We start from the raw sequence: 16,261 nt of genomic DNA on the forward strand, positions 1-16,261 counted from the left end.
CCCTTGCAGCGCTGCCGTGCTCCGTGTGTCGCGCCTTGTCGACGTTTGTCCCTCTTTGTCGGAATTCAGGTACCACCATGTCCAACAATGACGTTTCCCCTTCCGCCTTCGACGGCCTCGCGGCTCTGTCCGAAGCGATCCAGTCGGCAAGCGACGAACGTCCGCTTCGCATCGTCGGCGGCAACACCAAGGCCTTCTATGGCCGCCCGGTGGAAGGTACGCCGGTATCCACCCGCGAACACCGCGGTATCACCAGCTACGATCCAGTCGAGCTTATCGTCTCGGTGCGTGCCGGCACCCTTCTCTCCGAACTCGAGGAGGCGCTGGCCGACCAGGGCCAGATGCTGCCCTTCGAACCCCCACACTTTGGTGCCGAGGCCACCGTCGGCGGCACCATCGCCGCCGGACTGTCCGGGCCCCGCCGCCCCTGGGCCGGCTCGGTGCGGGACTTCGTGCTGGGCCTGCGGGTACTCGATCACCAGGGGCGTGAACAGCGCTTCGGCGGCGAAGTCATGAAGAACGTGGCAGGTTACGACCTGTCACGCTTGATGGTCGGCGCCCAGGGCACCCTGGGACTGATCACCGAAGTCACCCTCAAGGTGCTGCCGCTACCCACCGCCAGCGCCAGCCTGCGTCTGGAAATGTCCCAGTCAGAGGCTCTGAGTCGTCTGGCCGAATGGGGACGCAAGCCGCTCCCCTTGAGCGCAGCAGCCTGGCACAGTGGTGCCCTGCATCTGCGTCTCGAAGGCGGTACAAGCTCGGTGGCCGCCACCCGCGAGGCGATCGGCGGGGACACCCTCGAGGCCGACTTCTGGCGCGAGCTCCGAGAGCTGTCGCTGCCCTTCTTCAGGGATGCCAGCACGCCGCTGTGGCGGATCAGCCTGCCGACCAACACCCCGAGCCTGGACATCGCCGGCGTCGAGCCACATCAACTGCTGCTCGACTGGGCCGGCAATCAGCGCTGGCTCAAGGGGCAGGTCGACGCCGAGTCGCTGCGCGACGCCGTCGCCCAGGCAGGTGGCCACGCCACCTGCTTCACACCGGGCGCCGCCGAGCCCTTCACGCCACTGCAGCCGGTGGTCGCCAAGTACCACGAGCGGGTGAAACGCAAGCTCGATCCCGACGGCATCTTCAATCCGCGCCGACTGTATCCGGACTGGTAGACCGGGCACTGAACGATCACAGCCGCCCGGCGAAGGCGGCATGATCGGACAGCCATCGACAGACGACCTGATCCCCCGTTTGGCCCCGGCGAAGGTCCGGGCCTCGACCATGACTAGCGGATAACAACATGCAGACCCATTTCAGCGAAAAAGACCTCGAGAAGCCGCACATTCGCGAGGCCGACAGAGTCCTGAGAAGCTGCGTCCACTGCGGCTTCTGCAATGCCACCTGCCCGACGTACCAGTTGCTTGGCGATGAGCGCGACGGTCCGCGCGGCCGCATCTACCTGATGAAGGAGATGCTCGAAAGCCCTGAAGACGACGACCAGATCACCGAGGAAACCCGTCTTCACCTCGACCGCTGCCTCACTTGTCGCAACTGCGAGACGACCTGCCCCTCAGGCGTCGAGTACCACAAGCTTCTGGATATCGGCCGCGCCGAGATCGAGCGGCGTGTGCCGCGCAGCACCTCCGACAAGGCGCTTCGCTTCGGCCTGCGCAAGGCACTGGTCGAGCCCGGCCGGTTCAAGGCCCTGCTGGCGCTGGGCCAGACCTTCAAGCCGCTGGTCCCCGGGGCGCTCAAGAGCAAGATGCCCCCGGCCCCGGTCGACGCTGGCAAGCGCCCCGACGGCAAGCGTCATCCGCGCCAGATGCTGATTCTCGAAGGCTGCGTGCAGCCTGGTCTTTCGCCCAACACCAATGCCGCCACTGCCCGCGTGCTGGACCGCCTGGGGATCGGCCTGACGCCTGCCCCCGAGGTCGGCTGCTGCGGCGCCATCGACTTTCACCTGAACGCCCAGGAAGCCGGACGCGAGCGAGCCAGACGCAACATCGACGCCTGGCTGCCTCACCTGGACGCCGGCTGCGAGGCCATCATCCAGACCGCCAGCGGCTGCGGCGCCTTCGTCAAGGAGTATGTCGAAGTGCTGGCCGACGACCCCGACTATGCCGAGAAGGCGCGCCGGGTCAGCGAGGCCGCCAAGGACCTGGTCGAGGTGCTGGGGCAGGAAGACCTGACAACCCTCGACGTACGCGCCGACCAGCGCCTGGCCTTCCATTGCCCCTGCACCCTGCAGCACGCCCAGAAGCTCAACGGCGCGGTGGAAACGGTACTGACCAGGATGGGCTTCACCCTGACGCCGGTGCGAGATGGTCACCTTTGCTGTGGCTCCGCCGGCACCTACTCGATCACCCAGCCCGAACTGTCACGCCAGTTGCGTGACAACAAGATGGACGCGCTGGAGGAAGGCAAGCCGGAGGTGGTTGTCACCGCGAACATTGGCTGCCAGACCCATCTCGCCGCCACCAACCGCACCCCGGTGCGCCACTGGATCGAAATCGTCGACGAGGCCCTTGGCTAGCATGTGATCATGGCGCAATGGACGGATGGTAACCGCGCTGACATCTTCAGGTGCCAGACCCATCTCGCCGCGACCAACCGCACCCCGGTGCGCCACTGGATCGAGATCGTCGATGAAGCGCTGGGCTAGCGCGAGAGCCACTGGATCGAGATCGTCGACGAGGCTCTGGTCAGACAGGCCCAGAGCGCCTAGACTAAAAACGAAAATATTTTCCACATTAACCACAACCCTCAATCACAAGGACTCCCCATGCCGACCAAGCCTTACCTCGACCAGTCCCAGGTCAACGCCATCCTCGACGCTGCCCAGAAGGAAGCCGAGGCCAATGGCTTCGCCGTGACCATCGTCGTCAGCGATGATGGCGGCTACCCGCTGGGCCTGCGCCGTCTCGACGGCGCTGCACCGTTCAGTGCCGACGTCGCGATGGCCAAGGCCCGCTCCGCCGCCATCGGTCGCAAGGAGACCCAGGTCTTCGAAGACATGATCAACGGCGGCCGCAACGCCTTCCTGTCGGCGCCCATGGAGGGCCTGATGTCCGGTGGCGTGCCGGTGATCATCGACGGCCAGGTGGCCGGTGCCGTTGGCATCTCCGGCGTCAAGCCGGACCAGGACATCCAGGTCGCCAAGGCCGGAGCCGCCGCTATCGGCTAAACGCCTGGGCAGGACACAGTGATACGTCACTCGAATCCTGTACAAGCCTGCTGTACAACTGGTATTGCGTTATCGACCGCCGCCTTGATAGGCGGCGGTGCCTTTTCCGCCAGACCTTCTCGATGACATGGACCCGTCCCGATGCCCCTCCTGCCCTTTCTGGCCCCCCTGGGCGCCGTCTTGATCTGGTCCGGCAACATGACCATCAACCAGCTGACCGTCGGCACCATCGCCCCCAGCAGCATCGCCTTCCTGCGCTGGTTACTGGCGGTGGCCGTGTTGACGCCCTTCGTCTGGCGCCAGAGCTGGCGCGAGCGACACGCCATCGCCACGCATTGGCCCAAGCTTGCGCTTCTGGGACTGCTGGGCATGGCCCTGTGGCAAGGATTGGCCTACGTCGCGGCGGCCTCTACCAGCGCCACCAACATGGGCATTCTGGCGGCCATGGTGCCGCTGTTGACGATTCTGCTCAGCGCCCTGGTGCTGCGTGAGCCACCTAGCTGGGGCGGCTGCCTGGGCGGCGTGATGGCTCTCGCGGGCGTGCTGTGGCTACTCGGCAGAGGTGACATCGCCGTCCTGGCCAACCTGGAAGTGGCCCCTGGCGATGCGCTGATGGTGGTGGCCGCGACCTGCTACGCCCTTTACGGGGTCATGCTCAAGCGTTGGCCGCTTGCCATATCGCCCTGGGTCATGCTCTACGTTCAAGCGGTGTTCGCCGTCCTGCTGTTGCTGCCGGCCTACCTGCTGGGCCCAATGACACCGATCGACACAAGCAACGCCGGCCTGATCCTGTACGCCGGCATCCCCGCCTCTATCATCACCACCTATCTGTGGATGTTCGCGATTCGCCACATCGGCGCCAGCCGCGCCAGCATCTTCATCAACCTGATGCCGCTGTTCAGCGCCCTGATCGCCATGCTCTGGCTCGGCGAACGGCTTGGCTGGTACCACCTCAGCGGCGGCGCTCTGGTGCTTGCCGGCGTGCTGACGGCCCAGACCTTCCGGCAGCCGATCCGCCGTCACGGCGAGGCCCGCTGACTTTCGTCCCGCGGCCCCGTCACAAGGGCCGAGGACGTCAAGATGTCGCTGAAACGGCTAACCATAATTAGACAAGAATAACGTCCGTATTTGCAAAACCACCATGCGTTGTATAGGTTTAGTACAACCGTTGAGCACAGGACGCCAACGGCCTCTGCAAATCCAGCGACGAGAGGTTCCGCATGAAACACATCGTCAAGGCCGCAGCACTCATGAGCACGATGGCACTGTTCTCCAGCATGGCCATGGCCGCTCACCATGAGGAAAACGAAGCCCAGGAAAGCGGCGTCGATACCTCAAACAATGTGACCGAACAGCAAGACTCTTCCAGCATGGCCGATGACAGCGCCATGAATGCCGACAAGCCCCTCGTCGAAGACGGTGGCGTCGACTCTTCCAACAGCGCCGAGCAAGCCGACGACAGCATGTCCGAGACCCAGCCGAAGGGTGAGCTGGCAGAGGATAGCGGCGTCGACTCCGCCAACGACACCGAATAATCGCCAGGCCACGGATGGTCACAGTGGCAGGGACTCGCCACGGCATGGCGGCCAGGATGGCCGCTGGTGGTTCCAGGAAGGAACCGCAGGGCAGGACGCCCACGACTGAGCGATGGACAGGCTCGCGCCCGATATCCCCATGGACGATCTCGGGGCCCACGGAAGGGCCCAGGCCTTGACCCGAACAGCCGCGTGGCAGTCATCGCCGCGTGATAGCGGCCAGGATGGCCGCAAGAGGTTCCAGGAAGGAACCGCTGGGCAGGAAGCCCAACAGAGCCAGCGGACAGGCTCAGTGCCCGACACCGACAGGGAAGAACACAGGGCCCACGGAAGGGCTCAGGCCACCCACTCGATGGCGTCACCAGGAAGGTGACGCAATATGTCGCGAGCAGGCCTGCTCACGACCCGCCCCACATCCCGCCCCCCACCCTTCAGTCCCCGCATGAAGCGACGGACAATGAAAGGTCGACGACGGGAATGCCGTTGGGCCGTCATCAGAGCATCATCAACAGCTACAACCCGGAGGTACTACGATGAACACCTACCAGACCACACTGCTGAAGCGCCTCGCCCTGGCCGGCTTGATCGGCCTGCTCTCCAGCGCCGCCCTGGCCGATCACCACGCCGAGGGAGACGAAGAGATGAAGCAGGAGCAAGTCATGCCTGAAGATAGCGGCGTCGACTCCTCCAACGATTCAGCGAAGGCCGAGGGCGAAGATGGCGCCATTCCCGGAGGCGAGATCGTCAAGGATGGCGGTGTCGACTCCAACCACGCGCCCAGCGACGACGCTTCCGCCAGCGACAGCCAGTCGGCGCTGGACGAGGGCGACCTGGTGGAAGACAGCGGTGTCGATTCGGCCAACGAGCCGGAAAACGACGTCTAAGCCTCCAGATTGCAGGACACCTGCGCTGCAGAGCTTGCACGCAGCATCCCAAGGCTCCGCTACGGCGGGGCCTTTGTCGTGGCAAGGCCCGCTGTTTGTTGGACGCGTTCTTTCCAGCGCTCTCTCCAGCGCTTCATGCTTCCCTTGATGTGCACTACTGCCCCCCGAGCTTTAGATGCATAACGCTTATGCTTTTGCGCTATGCTGCACACCTCGTTCCGCCTTGCCCTGGGCGGCATGTTAGACTATGCGGTCCATTTCCGGAGGAACGCTTCATGTCCCTCGATGATCTTCAGCTCAATCTCCGTAACCTCACCTGTGACGACTACCCTCAGCTCAAGGGGCTGATGGACAAGGTCTACCACGACATCGGCGGAGCCTGGCCCAGGATCACCATCGACAGGCTGGTGGCGGAGTTTCCTGACGGCCAGATCGTCATCGAGGACGACGGCCGGGTCATCGGCGTGGCGCTTACCGCCCTGGTCGACTACGAGGAGTTCTCCAACCCGCACAAGTACGACGACCTGATCGGCAAGCGCGAGACGATCCAGAACGCCAAGGACGGCGATGCCATGTACGGCATCGACGTGCTGATCGACCCCGACTACCGCGGCTATCGCCTTGGCCGTCGCCTCTACGAGGCGCGCAAGGAGGTCTGTCGCCAGCTCAACCTCAAGGCCATCCTGGCCGGCGGACGCATCCCCGAGTATCACCGGGTGGCCGACAGCATGTCGGCGAGCGAGTACATCGACAAGGTCTCGCGCAAGGAGCTGCATGACCCGATCCTGTCGTTCCAGTTGTCCAACGACTTCCAGGTCAAGCGCCTGCTGCGCAAGTATCTGCCGGAAGACGAGAAGTCCCAGGGCTACGCGACCCTGCTCGAGTGGAACAACATCCTGTTCGAGCCGGCCGAACGCATGCTGGAAAGTCGTCCGACCCAGGTTCGAGTCGGCGCCGTGCAGTGGCAGATGCGCGAGTTCGCCTCGGTGGAGGCGGTGCTGCAGCAGGTCGAGTACTTCGTCGATGCCTTGTCCGACTACCAGAGCGACTTTGCGGTCTTCCCGGAGCTGTTCAATGCACCGCTGATGGGCCTTCAGGACCGCGCCGCCCAGCAGGACCAGATGGCGGCCATCCGCTTTCTGGCCGGCTTCACCGAGCGCTTCAAGACCGAAATGTCGCGCATGGCGGTGGCCTATAACATCAACATCATCGCCGGATCGATGATCGAGGAAGGTGACGACGGACGCCTCTACAACGTGGCCTACCTGTGCCACCGCGACGGCTCCATCGAGCGCCAGGCCAAGCTGCATATCACCCCCCAGGAGCGCCGCGACTGGGTGATCGAGGGCGGCGAGGATCTGTGCGTATTCCAGACGGATGCCGGACGCATCGGCATCCTGATCTGCTACGACGTGGAGTTCCCGGAGCTGGGCCGACTGCTCGCCGATCAGGACATGGACCTGCTGTTCGTGCCCTTCTGGACCGACACCAAGAACGGCTATCTGCGGGTTCGTCACTGCGCCCAGGCCCGAGCCATCGAGAACGAATGCTACGTGGTGCTGTGCGGTAGCGTCGGCAATGTGCCGTCCATCGAGAACCTGGACATCCAGTACGCCCAGTCATCGGTGTTCTCGCCTTCCGACTTCGCCTTCCCCCACGACGCAGTGATGGCAGAGACCACCCCCAACACCGAGATGATCATGTTCTCCGACCTGGATCTGTCGCGGTTGACCGTGGTGCGCGCCGAGGGCTCGGTGACCAACCTCAAGGACCGCCGCAAGGACCTGTTCGACCTGCGCCTGCGCGACTGGTCGTGGAAGTCCGGCGCCAGGGACCAGGACGACAGCTAGTCGTGCTGTCACGACTCAAGCGCTGGCGGGCGGCCCGCTTCGATGCCCGCCACCCCTTCCCCGCCGCCACCTGGGCAGGCGCCCGAGCGCGCCTGCCCTTGCTGGCCCGCGTGCCCGAGGCTTCGGCCCAGCGCCTGGGCCAGCGTGCCTGGCGGTTTCTTCACGACAAGCGTCTGAGCCTTCACCCGGACCTGGACCCTGCGGCACTGGATAGCGAGGAACGCCTGGCCCTGGCGGCCCAGGCCTGTCTGCTGACGCTGGGCTGGAGCGAGCACGAGCACCAGGAAGCCTTTGCCAACGTGCACGAAGTACTGGTGTTGCCCGACGCCTTTCGTCGCCAGGTCGAAGAGATGGACGAGGCCGGGGTGATGCACGTCTACGAGGACGAGCGCGCCGGCGAGACCTTCTACCAGGGGCCGGTGGTGATCGCCTTTCCCGATCTGGTCGAGAGCGGTAGCCTGGATGGCTTCAACGTGGTCATCCATGAATTCGCCCACAAGCTCGACATGGGCAATTCTCAGGACGTCGACGGATTTCCACCACTGCCGGTCACCATCGCCTCCAGGGAGTGGCATCGCGAGTTCACGGCGGTCTGGCAGGATCTGCAAAAGCGCCTCGAAGCAGGCGACCCCACGCCCATCGATGACTACGCCGCGAGCCATCCCGGCGAGTGCTTTGCCGTCTGCTGCGAGACCTTCTTCAGCGCCCCCGACCGTCTGATGGAGGCCTACCCGGGACTCTACGATCTGCTCTGTCGCTACTTTCAGCAGCAGCCCCTCACATGGGCGCTGACTGCCGATAACGACCATCCCGCACCCTCACCCGCCACTCAGGAATCCCCCCGATGACGAGGCGCTGGCTACTGCCGACCCTGGCCATCACCGTGCTGGCAGCGCTGGGACTGACCTGGCAGTGGCTGGCCATGCATGACCTGCTTACCGTCGACACCCTGATGAAGCTTTCCCAGGGTGGCACGGCGTGGCGCGACAGCCCCTGGGCCATCGTCGTGGTGGCTGCTGTCTATGCAGGGCTATCGCTTGTGATGTTTCCGCTGAGTCTGCTGGTGGCAGCGACCGGGCTGGTATTTGGCCCCTGGTGGGGCTTCGGCTACGCCCTGATCGGTACCCTGTCGGCCTCCTGCCTGACCTGGTGGGTCGGTCGCAAGCTTGGCCGCGATGCGCTGTTGCGCTACGGGGGAAAGCGCTTGAACGGCCTGTCACTCTACCTGTCGGGACGCGGCATCCGCACCATGACGCTGGTCAACCTGCTGCCGCTGGCCCCCTTCACCCTGACCAACATGATGGCCGGAGCCTTCCATCTGCGCTTTCGCGACTACCTGATCGGTTCCACCCTGGGCATCGCCCCGGGCCTGGCCGGGGTCACCCTGCTCGGCAGCCAGTTGGGCGAGTTGATCACCGCCGACAGTCGCAGCGAGATCTTCTATGCGCTGGGTGGCCTGGCGCTGGGTGTCGGCCTGCTGGTCGGACTCAAGCGCTGGGCCGACGGGAGAAAGGCCGATCGGGGATCATCCAGACAAGTGGAAAGCAAGTAGCACCGCCACGGCTGACCTACTGCGTCACGTGCACGAACTCGACTCGGTTTCGACCATTGGTCTTGGCCTTGTACATCGCCTGATCGGCCTGATTGACCAGGCTGTCGAGGTCAGCGCTGTCACTGTCGATCAGCAACGCACCGATACTGGCGGTGACGCGTATCACGCTATCGGCGACGGGTATCTCCAGCTCGGACAGGGCAAGGTTGAAACGCTCGAGGGCGGACATCAAGGCAGGCTTGTCGACGTCCGCCATGACCACGCAGAACTCCTCTCCCCCCATGCGGGCGATAAGGTCCGACTTGCGAAAGCTTGCGTCGAGCGCCTTGGCCACGGCGACCAGCACCCTGTCCCCGGATTCATGGCCGTAGGTATCGTTGATCGACTTGAAGTGATCGAGATCGACCAGCGCGACACCCAGCGCTCCCTTGCCGCGCTGCCAGCGCTTGGCCAGGGTGGCAAAACGGGTAGCAAAGGCGCGACGATTGCACACCCCGGTCAGGGGGTCGGTCTCGGACAGCACTTCCATCTCTTCGATCTGATGATGGATGCGTATGCTGGCGGCGACCCAGTGGGCCATGGCCTGCAGGCGCTCACGATCTTCATCGGTGAAGGCATTCGGGCTTTCGTGGGCGATGTTCATGGTGCCCACGCAGCGACTGCCGCTGATCATCGGGACATCGAGACAGCACCCTAGCCCCTTGGCACTGAGCATCTGGCAGTCGAGATCGGGACTCCCGTCAAAACGCTCGGCGTACTCCGCCTGGCGAGTGCGATAGACACGTCCGACCATGGTGCCGTAGATCGGCACAGGCTGATCCATCGGGATGGCGTTGTTACCTTCCATGGCGATCAGGGTCAGCTCGGTCTCGGACTGCGCCAGAGTGATGGAAGCGCGGTTGGCGCCAAACACCGTACTTGACCAGCGTGCCACCGTATCCAGCACGTCCTGGAGCGATTCGGCCGCGGACAGCTCATGCACGAAGCGTATCGGTAACTCGATGGTCAGATCCGCGCGCAGGGACACGGCGTCGTCATCACGCTGCGCCGACGATGATCGCTTGCTGTCCTGCCGTGTCTGTTCCAACGTCATACCCTCACCGAGCGCTGTTCGCTCTATCCAACCGAAGAAACGAAGCCTTTGGAGATTCTATCGTGCTCTCCTGGTGAAGCCGAGTCACATGAGCATAAAATGAATGAACGCACTATTCGGAAAATTTTGTGCGTTTAAACCTAGGTGTCTTGAATCAGCAAGCGGCGTCACCTCGACGGCAGTTCGGGTTCGTCTTCATGTTGGCCGGGCCACCAGGATGGCCGCTCCTCACGCCACTCTTCACGCCACGCCTCCTGGACCAGGTGGCGTAGCACCCTCCCTCGGTAGCGTAGCATCTGCCACTCCGCGCCCAGTCGGCTGCGTACACGCTCCCAGCCGCCGTCATCGGCGTGGGTGAAGGGGCCGCCGCGGGCGATCGCCAGGCGGTAGACCCGCAGGCAGCGCTCGGCGCAGCGAGCCTCGTCGTAGGCCTGGGCCGTGCTCAGGGCGGTCTCGTGCAGGGCCGGCCAGTATCGTGCGTCGGTACATTCGGCCAGGGCCAGGGCGAAGGCCTGCTCATCCTCATGCGCCAGCAGCCGTCCATTCTCGCCATTTCGCACGACTTCGCGAACGCCAGGGGCATCGAGGGCCACCACCGGCAGCCCCGCTGCCATTGCTTCGGCCACCACCATGCCCTGGGTCTCGCTGTGTGATGCAAAGGCAAAGACGTCCATGGCGTGGTAGGCGTCGATCAGCGCCTGCCCGTGCAGGCAGCCGGTAAAACAGACACGCTCGCTCACCCCATGACGATCGGCGGCGGCTTCCACCGCTTCTCGGGCATCACCGTCTCCTACCACCAGCCACCAGGCCTCGGCATCCTCGACCAGCGCCTGGCACACCGCGCCCGCCAGAAATGCCAGATTCTTCTCTTTGGCCAGCCGACCAAGATGGCCGATCACCCGGGCATCAGCGGGGATCGCGAAGTGGTCCCGCCAGCGATCACGCTTGCCCGTCGCAAAGAGTGAAGTGTCCACCCCGCTGGGCACGACCGTCATGTCCGGGTTGCCGGCGCGCTGGACCAGCAGTTGCTTGACGCTCTCGCTGGGAGCAATCACCTCATCGCACAGCCAGGTGTACTGGGTCGCCAGTGCCACCGCAAAGCGCTGCATCCGCGAGGAATCCCCCGGCACGTAGTGGGTGTAGTGCTCGTACAGCGTGTGGTGGGTGAACACCAGTGGCAGGCCGTAGGTTTCCGCCGCGCGCGCTGCGGTGTCGCCCAGCAGGAAGGGATGGTGTGAATGCACGATGTCCGGCTCGAAAGCCTCGATGGCGTCGAACAGTTGTCCGGGGATTGGCACCGGCAGCGAGAAGTCGCTGCCGTTGAAGTGCTGCACCGCGACGACACGCACCACGTCCGGCTCGTGTTCCGGCTGTCCCTCCAGCCGAGGCGCCACCACCAGGACACGATGCCCCGCCTGCTGCAACTGGTGCTTCAGGCGCTGCACGGACTCGCTGACACCACCGACGATCGGCGCATAGGTGTTGGTGAACATCAACACATTCACGGCGGCAGCAGTCTCCCGAAACAGATAATGGACCGCACCCCGGCGACGACAATCCCAAGGTGCGGTGCAGGCGGGAGCCGGACGGCACCCTCACTCTCAATTCTATGCTCTTACGAGCGCCAGCGCCCGCCAGCGATAGCGCTCGATAAGCGGGCACGATCATACCGACTCGAGCGGCTCAGCCCCAGCCCTCCTGGAGCAAAGTGCCGAGGCCTGACCTCTTGCCGACAAAGTTGTCACGATGGCCCAGGCGCCACTTCGCCCGCCAGCCAGCGCCATAGCCGTTCGCTTTCGATACTGCCCTGCGCACTGCGCGGGCGACACAACCAGAATCCTTCGCGGGTGGGCACCTCTATGTCGAACGGGGCAACCAGCCCCTGGGGATCTTCCAGCAGGCAGCGGTGCACCAGCGCCACCCCCGCCCCTTGCCGGGCCAGGGCCATCACCATGGACAGGTTGTCGCAGATCAGACTGTGACAGTGGCTCGACAGATCCTTGCGCCCGGCGTGCTCCAGCCAGGCCGGCCAGCCGGCCGCGAAGCCCGCCGCGTGGAGCAAGGTCTGCCCGGCCAGGGCATCCAGCGAGACGAGCTGCCCTGCCAGCGGCGGCGTACAGACCGGCAACAACGACGACGCCCCCAGAGAGATCGACTCCATGCCGCGCCACTCTCCCTGGCCGTAGCGCAGTTCGATATCGGCCCCTTCGGCACCGAAATCCGAACTCCAGACGGCGCTGACCACACGCACGGTCACCTCGGGGTGGGCGATGTGAAATCGTGCCAGACGAGGCGCCAGCCATTGGCTCTGAAGCGCCGGCGTAGTGCGCAGCGTCACCGAACGATCCGGGGTCACGCCGAACACCTCCAGGGTGCCCTCATCGAGCCGCGCAAAGGCTTCCTGGACGCTCGGCAACCAGGCCTGGCCCGCCGGCGTCAGCGTCAGGCTGCGCGGGTGGCGCACGAACAGTGGCTGCCCCAGGCGGTCCTCCAGCAGCCGAATACGTTGACTGATGGCGGCCTGGGTTACCGACAGTTCCTGGCCCGCCGCGGTAAAGCTCAGGGTTCTTGCCGAGGCCTCGAAGGCCTGCAGCCAATGCAGAGGAGGAAGTCGGTGCATGTAGTTTCTGGCCCTGTGGTTTAGCGACGATGAAAAAGACAGTCATAAGCCAGGCTTGGCCTAAGGCGTCATATTAGTCGTTTGTCGCCATCGCCTCGAGCCCCCACCATCGGCGTCAACACTCGTCACCTATTTCGTCAACACTCGTCACCTGGGAGCCATCCATGAGCACCACCTCGTTGACCTCGACCGCCGACGCCGGCCACATCGATATGCACGAACTGGCCCCCTGGCCCCAGCACCTGACGCTGACCGACGTGGTCGCTGAAGGCTTGCGTCTCTCGCTGGTCTGGAACAACGGCGACCGAGGACAATTTCCTCTGTTGTGGCTGCGCGATCACTGCGCCTGTGATCAGTGCCGCCACCCGCTGACCCGGGAACGCCTGGTCACACCGATGGCCGCCGTTCCAGGGCTCGACGAGGCCCGCATCGAGCACGGTCAGCTCCACCTTGACTGGCAGGACGGACACCACAGCCGCTTCGCCGCCGGCTGGCTGCACCAGCGTCGCCCCGGCGAGGCCGCCATCGACAGCCTGCCGCGGCCTGTCGCCTGGCAGACGCCGTTTTCCCCCCAGCATGTGCGGCATGCCGATCTGGTAGCCGGTGGCAACGGCGAAAAGGCCTGGATCACGGCGTTGCTGCGCGACGGCCTGGTGCTGCTCGACGAGGGGCCGCTGGAACTCGAGGAGGTCAGTCGCCTGGCACGGCGCATTGGCCCGCTCAAGGCCACCAACTTCGGGGCTCGCTTCGACGTCATTTCAAAGCCCAACCCTAACAACGCGGCCTACACCTCGATCGCCCTGGCGCTGCACACGGACCTGCCCAACTGGCGCCAACCGCCGGACATGCAGTTGCTGTATTGCCTGAAGAACGATGCCGAAGGCGGCGGCTCGATCTTCGCCGACGGCATCCAGGTCGCCGAGGCGCTGCGCGCGGCCAACCCCGATCACTTCCAGCTTCTGGCCGAGACCGCCATCGACTTTCGCTTCCAGGACGAGGAACACGATATCAGCGTCCGCGAGCCGGTCATCGACGTCGGCACGGATGGGCGCATCCGCGAGATTCGCTTCAACAACTGGATTCGTGACACCCTGCACCTGCCTGCCGACCTGATCACCCCCTGGTACGAGGCCTACCACCACTTCTGGACCCTGCTGCATGCACCACAGCATCAGATTGCCCTCGACCTGCGTCCCGGGCAGATGGTGGCCTTCGACAACCGCCGGGTACTGCATGGACGTGAGGCCTTCGATCCCACCACCGGGGAGCGTCACCTCCAGGGCACCTACCTGGACCGCGACATGCTGGAATCCCGGCTGCGAGTGCTGGCACGCAAGGGCTGACGGGGCCGGCAGTTGTTCAATCGAGTGACGGGATCCTGGCCGCCAGGCGCCGAGCGAGGAAGTCGACCAGTGCACGCAAGCGCGCGGGGACGTGCCGGCGCTGGGCGTAGACCGCGAAGAAGTCGGCACGCACCCCCTGCCAGCCCGGCAGCAGGCTGACAAGGCGCCCCTCCTTCAGTTCATCGTGAACGTCCCACCAGGAGCGCAGCATCACCCCGTGACCATCGAGCGCCAGTCGCTTGATGACCTCACCGTCATTGCTGGTAAGGCGCCCGCCGACCTTGACCGACGTCTCGACACCGTCGGCGTCGACGAATCGCCACAGCGCAAAATCGCTGTCATTCTCCCGCAGTACCAGACAGGCGTGGCGCTGCAGCGCCTGGGGAGTCTCGGCCCGACCACAGCGCTCGATATAGTCGGGAGAGGCGCAGGCAACACGTCGGCTGGCCACCAGACGGCGGGCCACCAGGCGCGAGTCGGGGGGCTCGCCAATCCGGATGCCCAGATCCACGCCCTCCACCAATGGCGCGGGAAAGTTGGAGAGTTCCAGTGACGCCTCGATGCCCGGATGCAATGCACAGAACTCGGACAGCAAGGGCGCCACATGGCGACGGCCGAAACCGAAGGTCGCGTTGAGCCGCAGCGGTCCCGCCAGCGCTTCGCGATCCTCGCCCAGGCTCTCTTCCAGTTCGGCCAACTCATCCAGTAGCGCGACTCCCCTCGCCAGGTAACGCTCACCTTCGGCGGTCAGGGTAAGCCGCCGGGTGGTGCGCGTGGCGAGCTCCACCCCGAGCCGCGCCTCCAGCTGCTTCAGGCGCTTGCTGACCGCCGACAGCGACAGTCCTAGCTCGCGTGCGGTGGCGGTCAGATTGCCGGCCTGGGCCAGTTGACGAAAGAACGCCAGATCATCGAGTGACGCCACCCTTTTCTCCACTTGAGGTCAACAATGAATTGCCATCGAGCCCCATTATCGCCTCGCTGTAAAGAGCTAGACTGACTTCACCCCTTGCCCCCGCCAGGTTCCACGCCAGGCACCACCGTGGCCGGCGCGTGAGGCGCAAACGACACGCCAGCAGACAAGATCAAGGAGCTTTCATGGCCCATCGCATCGCCATCATCGCCGGTGACGGTATCGGCACCGAAGTCATGCCCGAGGGCGTGCGCGCCCTCGAGGCCGCCGCCAAGCGCTTCGCTATCGACCTGGATACCCAGACCTTCGACTTCGCCTGCTGCGACTACTACCTCGAGCACGGCAAGATGCTGCCGGACGACTGGCGCGAGACGCTGATCGACTTCGATGCGATCTTCTACGGCGCCATCGGCTGGCCCGAAAAGGTACCGGATCACATCTCGCTGTGGGGCTCGCTGCTCAAGTTCCGCCGCGAGTTCGACCAGTACGTCAACCTGCGCCCCTGCCGCCTGCTGCCGGGTATCAAGAGCCCGCTGGCCGGTCGCGAGCCCGGCGACATCGACTTCTACGTGGTCCGCGAGAACACCGAAGGCGAATACTCGAGCGTCGGTGGCACCATGTTCGAGGGCACCGACCGGGAGGTGGTGATCCAGGAAACGGTGATGACCCGCCACGGCGTCGACCGGGTGCTCAAGTACGCCTTCGACCTGGCCCAGAGCCGCCCGCGCAAGAAGCTGACCTCGGCCACCAAGTCCAACGGCATCGCCATCACCATGCCCTGGTGGGACAGCCGAGTGGCCGAGATGGCCAAGCAGTACGGCGACGTCGAGGTGGACAAGTTCCACATCGATATCCTGACCGCCAACTTCGTCATGCATCCGGACTGGTTCGACGTGGTGGTGGCCTCCAACCTGTTCGGCGATATTCTTTCCGACCTGGGGCCCGCCTGTACCGGCACCATCGGCGTGGCGCCCTCGGCCAACATCAATCCCGAAGGCACCTTCCCGAGCCTGTTCGAGCCGGTTCATGGCAGTGCCCCGGATATCGCCGGCAAGGGCATCGCCAACCCCATCGGCCAGATCTGGTCCGGCGCCATGATGCTCGAACACCTGGGTCACAAGGACGCCGGTGACGCCATCCTGGCCGCCATCGAGGCGGTGCTGGAAGACGGCGACAGCGAAGTGCTGACCCCGGACCTGGGCGGCAACGGCACCACCGAGCGTCTGGGCGCCGCGATCAGCGAGCGTATCGCCCAGGGCTGATCACCCTGCCGGCCCGGCATCCTCGAGCCGGGCCGGT

Annotated in this window: 15 protein-coding genes; 11 read left to right on the forward strand and 4 right to left on the reverse strand. The window is 64.7% G+C overall.

What is annotated here, in order from left to right; all coding sequences use genetic code 11:
- Positions 1-77: 77 nt before the first annotated feature.
- The 9 genes from glcE to KUV74_RS06990 all read left to right on the forward strand — a co-directional run bounded on the left by glcE (position 78) and on the right by KUV74_RS06990 (position 8,996).
- Positions 78-1,163 (forward strand): glycolate oxidase subunit GlcE, encoded by a 1,086-nt coding sequence (gene glcE, locus KUV74_RS06950; protein ID WP_222515987.1) that lies wholly within the window; start codon positions 78-80, stop codon positions 1,161-1,163.
- A gap of 128 nt (positions 1,164-1,291) precedes the next feature.
- Entirely contained in the window at positions 1,292-2,524 is a 1,233-nt protein-coding gene (gene glcF, locus KUV74_RS06955) for a glycolate oxidase subunit GlcF (protein ID WP_045991719.1), read from the forward strand.
- A 249-nt stretch (positions 2,525-2,773) separates the two neighbouring features.
- Positions 2,774-3,175 carry a GlcG/HbpS family heme-binding protein gene (locus tag KUV74_RS06960; protein ID WP_045991718.1) on the forward strand — a complete coding sequence of 134 codons (402 nt, stop codon included), beginning with the start codon at positions 2,774-2,776 and terminating at the stop codon, positions 3,173-3,175.
- 141 nt (positions 3,176-3,316) lie between these two features.
- The gene (locus KUV74_RS06965; RefSeq protein ID WP_045991717.1) at positions 3,317-4,213 is read left to right on the forward strand and encodes a DMT family transporter; all 897 of its coding nucleotides are present in this window, start codon (positions 3,317-3,319) and stop codon (positions 4,211-4,213) included.
- Positions 4,214-4,395: 182 nt separating this feature from the next.
- Positions 4,396-4,710: a hypothetical protein gene (locus tag KUV74_RS06970; protein WP_045991716.1), complete on the forward strand. Its 315-nt coding sequence runs from the start codon at positions 4,396-4,398 to the stop codon at positions 4,708-4,710.
- A gap of 533 nt (positions 4,711-5,243) precedes the next feature.
- On the forward strand, positions 5,244-5,594 hold the full coding sequence (locus KUV74_RS06975) for a hypothetical protein (protein ID WP_222515988.1): 351 nt from the start codon (positions 5,244-5,246) through the stop codon (positions 5,592-5,594).
- 275 nt (positions 5,595-5,869) lie between these two features.
- Positions 5,870-7,444: a bifunctional GNAT family N-acetyltransferase/carbon-nitrogen hydrolase family protein gene (locus KUV74_RS06980; RefSeq protein WP_045991713.1), complete on the forward strand. Its 1,575-nt coding sequence runs from the start codon at positions 5,870-5,872 to the stop codon at positions 7,442-7,444.
- A gap of 2 nt (positions 7,445-7,446) precedes the next feature.
- On the forward strand, positions 7,447-8,292 hold the full coding sequence (locus tag KUV74_RS06985; protein WP_222515989.1) for a zinc-dependent peptidase: 846 nt from the start codon (positions 7,447-7,449) through the stop codon (positions 8,290-8,292).
- Positions 8,289-8,996, forward strand: coding sequence for a TVP38/TMEM64 family protein (locus tag KUV74_RS06990; protein WP_045991712.1), 708 nt, complete (start codon positions 8,289-8,291; stop codon positions 8,994-8,996). The genes KUV74_RS06985 and KUV74_RS06990 overlap by 4 nt, the downstream gene beginning before the upstream one ends.
- Positions 8,997-9,012: 16 nt before the next feature.
- Here KUV74_RS06990 and KUV74_RS06995 read toward each other — a convergent pair whose 3' ends face one another.
- The 3 genes from KUV74_RS06995 to KUV74_RS07005 all read right to left on the reverse strand — a co-directional run bounded on the left by KUV74_RS06995 (position 9,013) and on the right by KUV74_RS07005 (position 12,709).
- Positions 9,013-10,089 (reverse strand): sensor domain-containing diguanylate cyclase, encoded by a 1,077-nt coding sequence (locus tag KUV74_RS06995; RefSeq protein ID WP_083970241.1) that lies wholly within the window; start codon positions 10,087-10,089, stop codon positions 9,013-9,015.
- Between the two features lie 167 nt (positions 10,090-10,256).
- Positions 10,257-11,594: a glycosyltransferase gene (locus KUV74_RS07000; protein ID WP_222515990.1), complete on the reverse strand. Its 1,338-nt coding sequence runs from the start codon at positions 11,592-11,594 to the stop codon at positions 10,257-10,259.
- A gap of 236 nt (positions 11,595-11,830) precedes the next feature.
- On the reverse strand, positions 11,831-12,709 hold the full coding sequence (locus KUV74_RS07005; RefSeq protein ID WP_222515991.1) for a LysR substrate-binding domain-containing protein: 879 nt from the start codon (positions 12,707-12,709) through the stop codon (positions 11,831-11,833).
- Between the two features lie 164 nt (positions 12,710-12,873).
- On the opposite strand from KUV74_RS07005, the gene KUV74_RS07010 reads away from it, so the two are divergent.
- Positions 12,874-14,052 carry a TauD/TfdA family dioxygenase gene (locus tag KUV74_RS07010; RefSeq protein ID WP_261395169.1) on the forward strand — a complete coding sequence of 393 codons (1,179 nt, stop codon included), beginning with the start codon at positions 12,874-12,876 and terminating at the stop codon, positions 14,050-14,052.
- A gap of 16 nt (positions 14,053-14,068) precedes the next feature.
- Here the strand turns inward: KUV74_RS07010 and KUV74_RS07015 are convergent, their stop codons facing one another.
- The gene (locus KUV74_RS07015; RefSeq protein ID WP_108132410.1) at positions 14,069-14,974 is read right to left on the reverse strand and encodes a LysR family transcriptional regulator; all 906 of its coding nucleotides are present in this window, start codon (positions 14,972-14,974) and stop codon (positions 14,069-14,071) included.
- Between the two features lie 173 nt (positions 14,975-15,147).
- On the opposite strand from KUV74_RS07015, the gene KUV74_RS07020 reads away from it, so the two are divergent.
- Positions 15,148-16,224 carry a tartrate dehydrogenase gene (locus tag KUV74_RS07020; protein WP_045991709.1) on the forward strand — a complete coding sequence of 359 codons (1,077 nt, stop codon included), beginning with the start codon at positions 15,148-15,150 and terminating at the stop codon, positions 16,222-16,224.
- The last annotated feature ends 37 nt before the right edge of the window (positions 16,225-16,261 follow it).

The sequence above is a fragment of the Halomonas sp. DP1Y21-3 genome, from assembly GCF_019801245.1.
Lineage (GTDB): Bacteria > Pseudomonadota > Gammaproteobacteria > Pseudomonadales > Halomonadaceae > Halomonas > Halomonas litopenaei.

Bases quoted from the DNA above. Each gene is read 5' to 3' on its own strand.
- glcE (WP_222515987.1), top strand. From the start codon at position 78: ATGTCCAACAATGACGTTTCCCCTTCCGCCTTCGACGGCCTCGCGGCT.
- glcF (WP_045991719.1), top strand. From the start codon at position 1,292: ATGCAGACCCATTTCAGCGAAAAAGACCTCGAGAAGCCGCACATTCGC.
- KUV74_RS06960 (WP_045991718.1), top strand. From the start codon at position 2,774: ATGCCGACCAAGCCTTACCTCGACCAGTCCCAGGTCAACGCCATCCTC.
- KUV74_RS06965 (WP_045991717.1), top strand. From the start codon at position 3,317: ATGCCCCTCCTGCCCTTTCTGGCCCCCCTGGGCGCCGTCTTGATCTGG.
- KUV74_RS06970 (WP_045991716.1), top strand. From the start codon at position 4,396: ATGAAACACATCGTCAAGGCCGCAGCACTCATGAGCACGATGGCACTG.
- KUV74_RS06975 (WP_222515988.1), top strand. From the start codon at position 5,244: ATGAACACCTACCAGACCACACTGCTGAAGCGCCTCGCCCTGGCCGGC.
- KUV74_RS06980 (WP_045991713.1), top strand. From the start codon at position 5,870: ATGTCCCTCGATGATCTTCAGCTCAATCTCCGTAACCTCACCTGTGAC.
- KUV74_RS06990 (WP_045991712.1), top strand. From the start codon at position 8,289: ATGACGAGGCGCTGGCTACTGCCGACCCTGGCCATCACCGTGCTGGCA.
- KUV74_RS06995 (WP_083970241.1), bottom strand. From the start codon at position 10,089: ATGACGTTGGAACAGACACGGCAGGACAGCAAGCGATCATCGTCGGCG.
- KUV74_RS07005 (WP_222515991.1), bottom strand. From the start codon at position 12,709: ATGCACCGACTTCCTCCTCTGCATTGGCTGCAGGCCTTCGAGGCCTCG.
- KUV74_RS07010 (WP_261395169.1), top strand. From the start codon at position 12,874: ATGAGCACCACCTCGTTGACCTCGACCGCCGACGCCGGCCACATCGAT.
- KUV74_RS07020 (WP_045991709.1), top strand. From the start codon at position 15,148: ATGGCCCATCGCATCGCCATCATCGCCGGTGACGGTATCGGCACCGAA.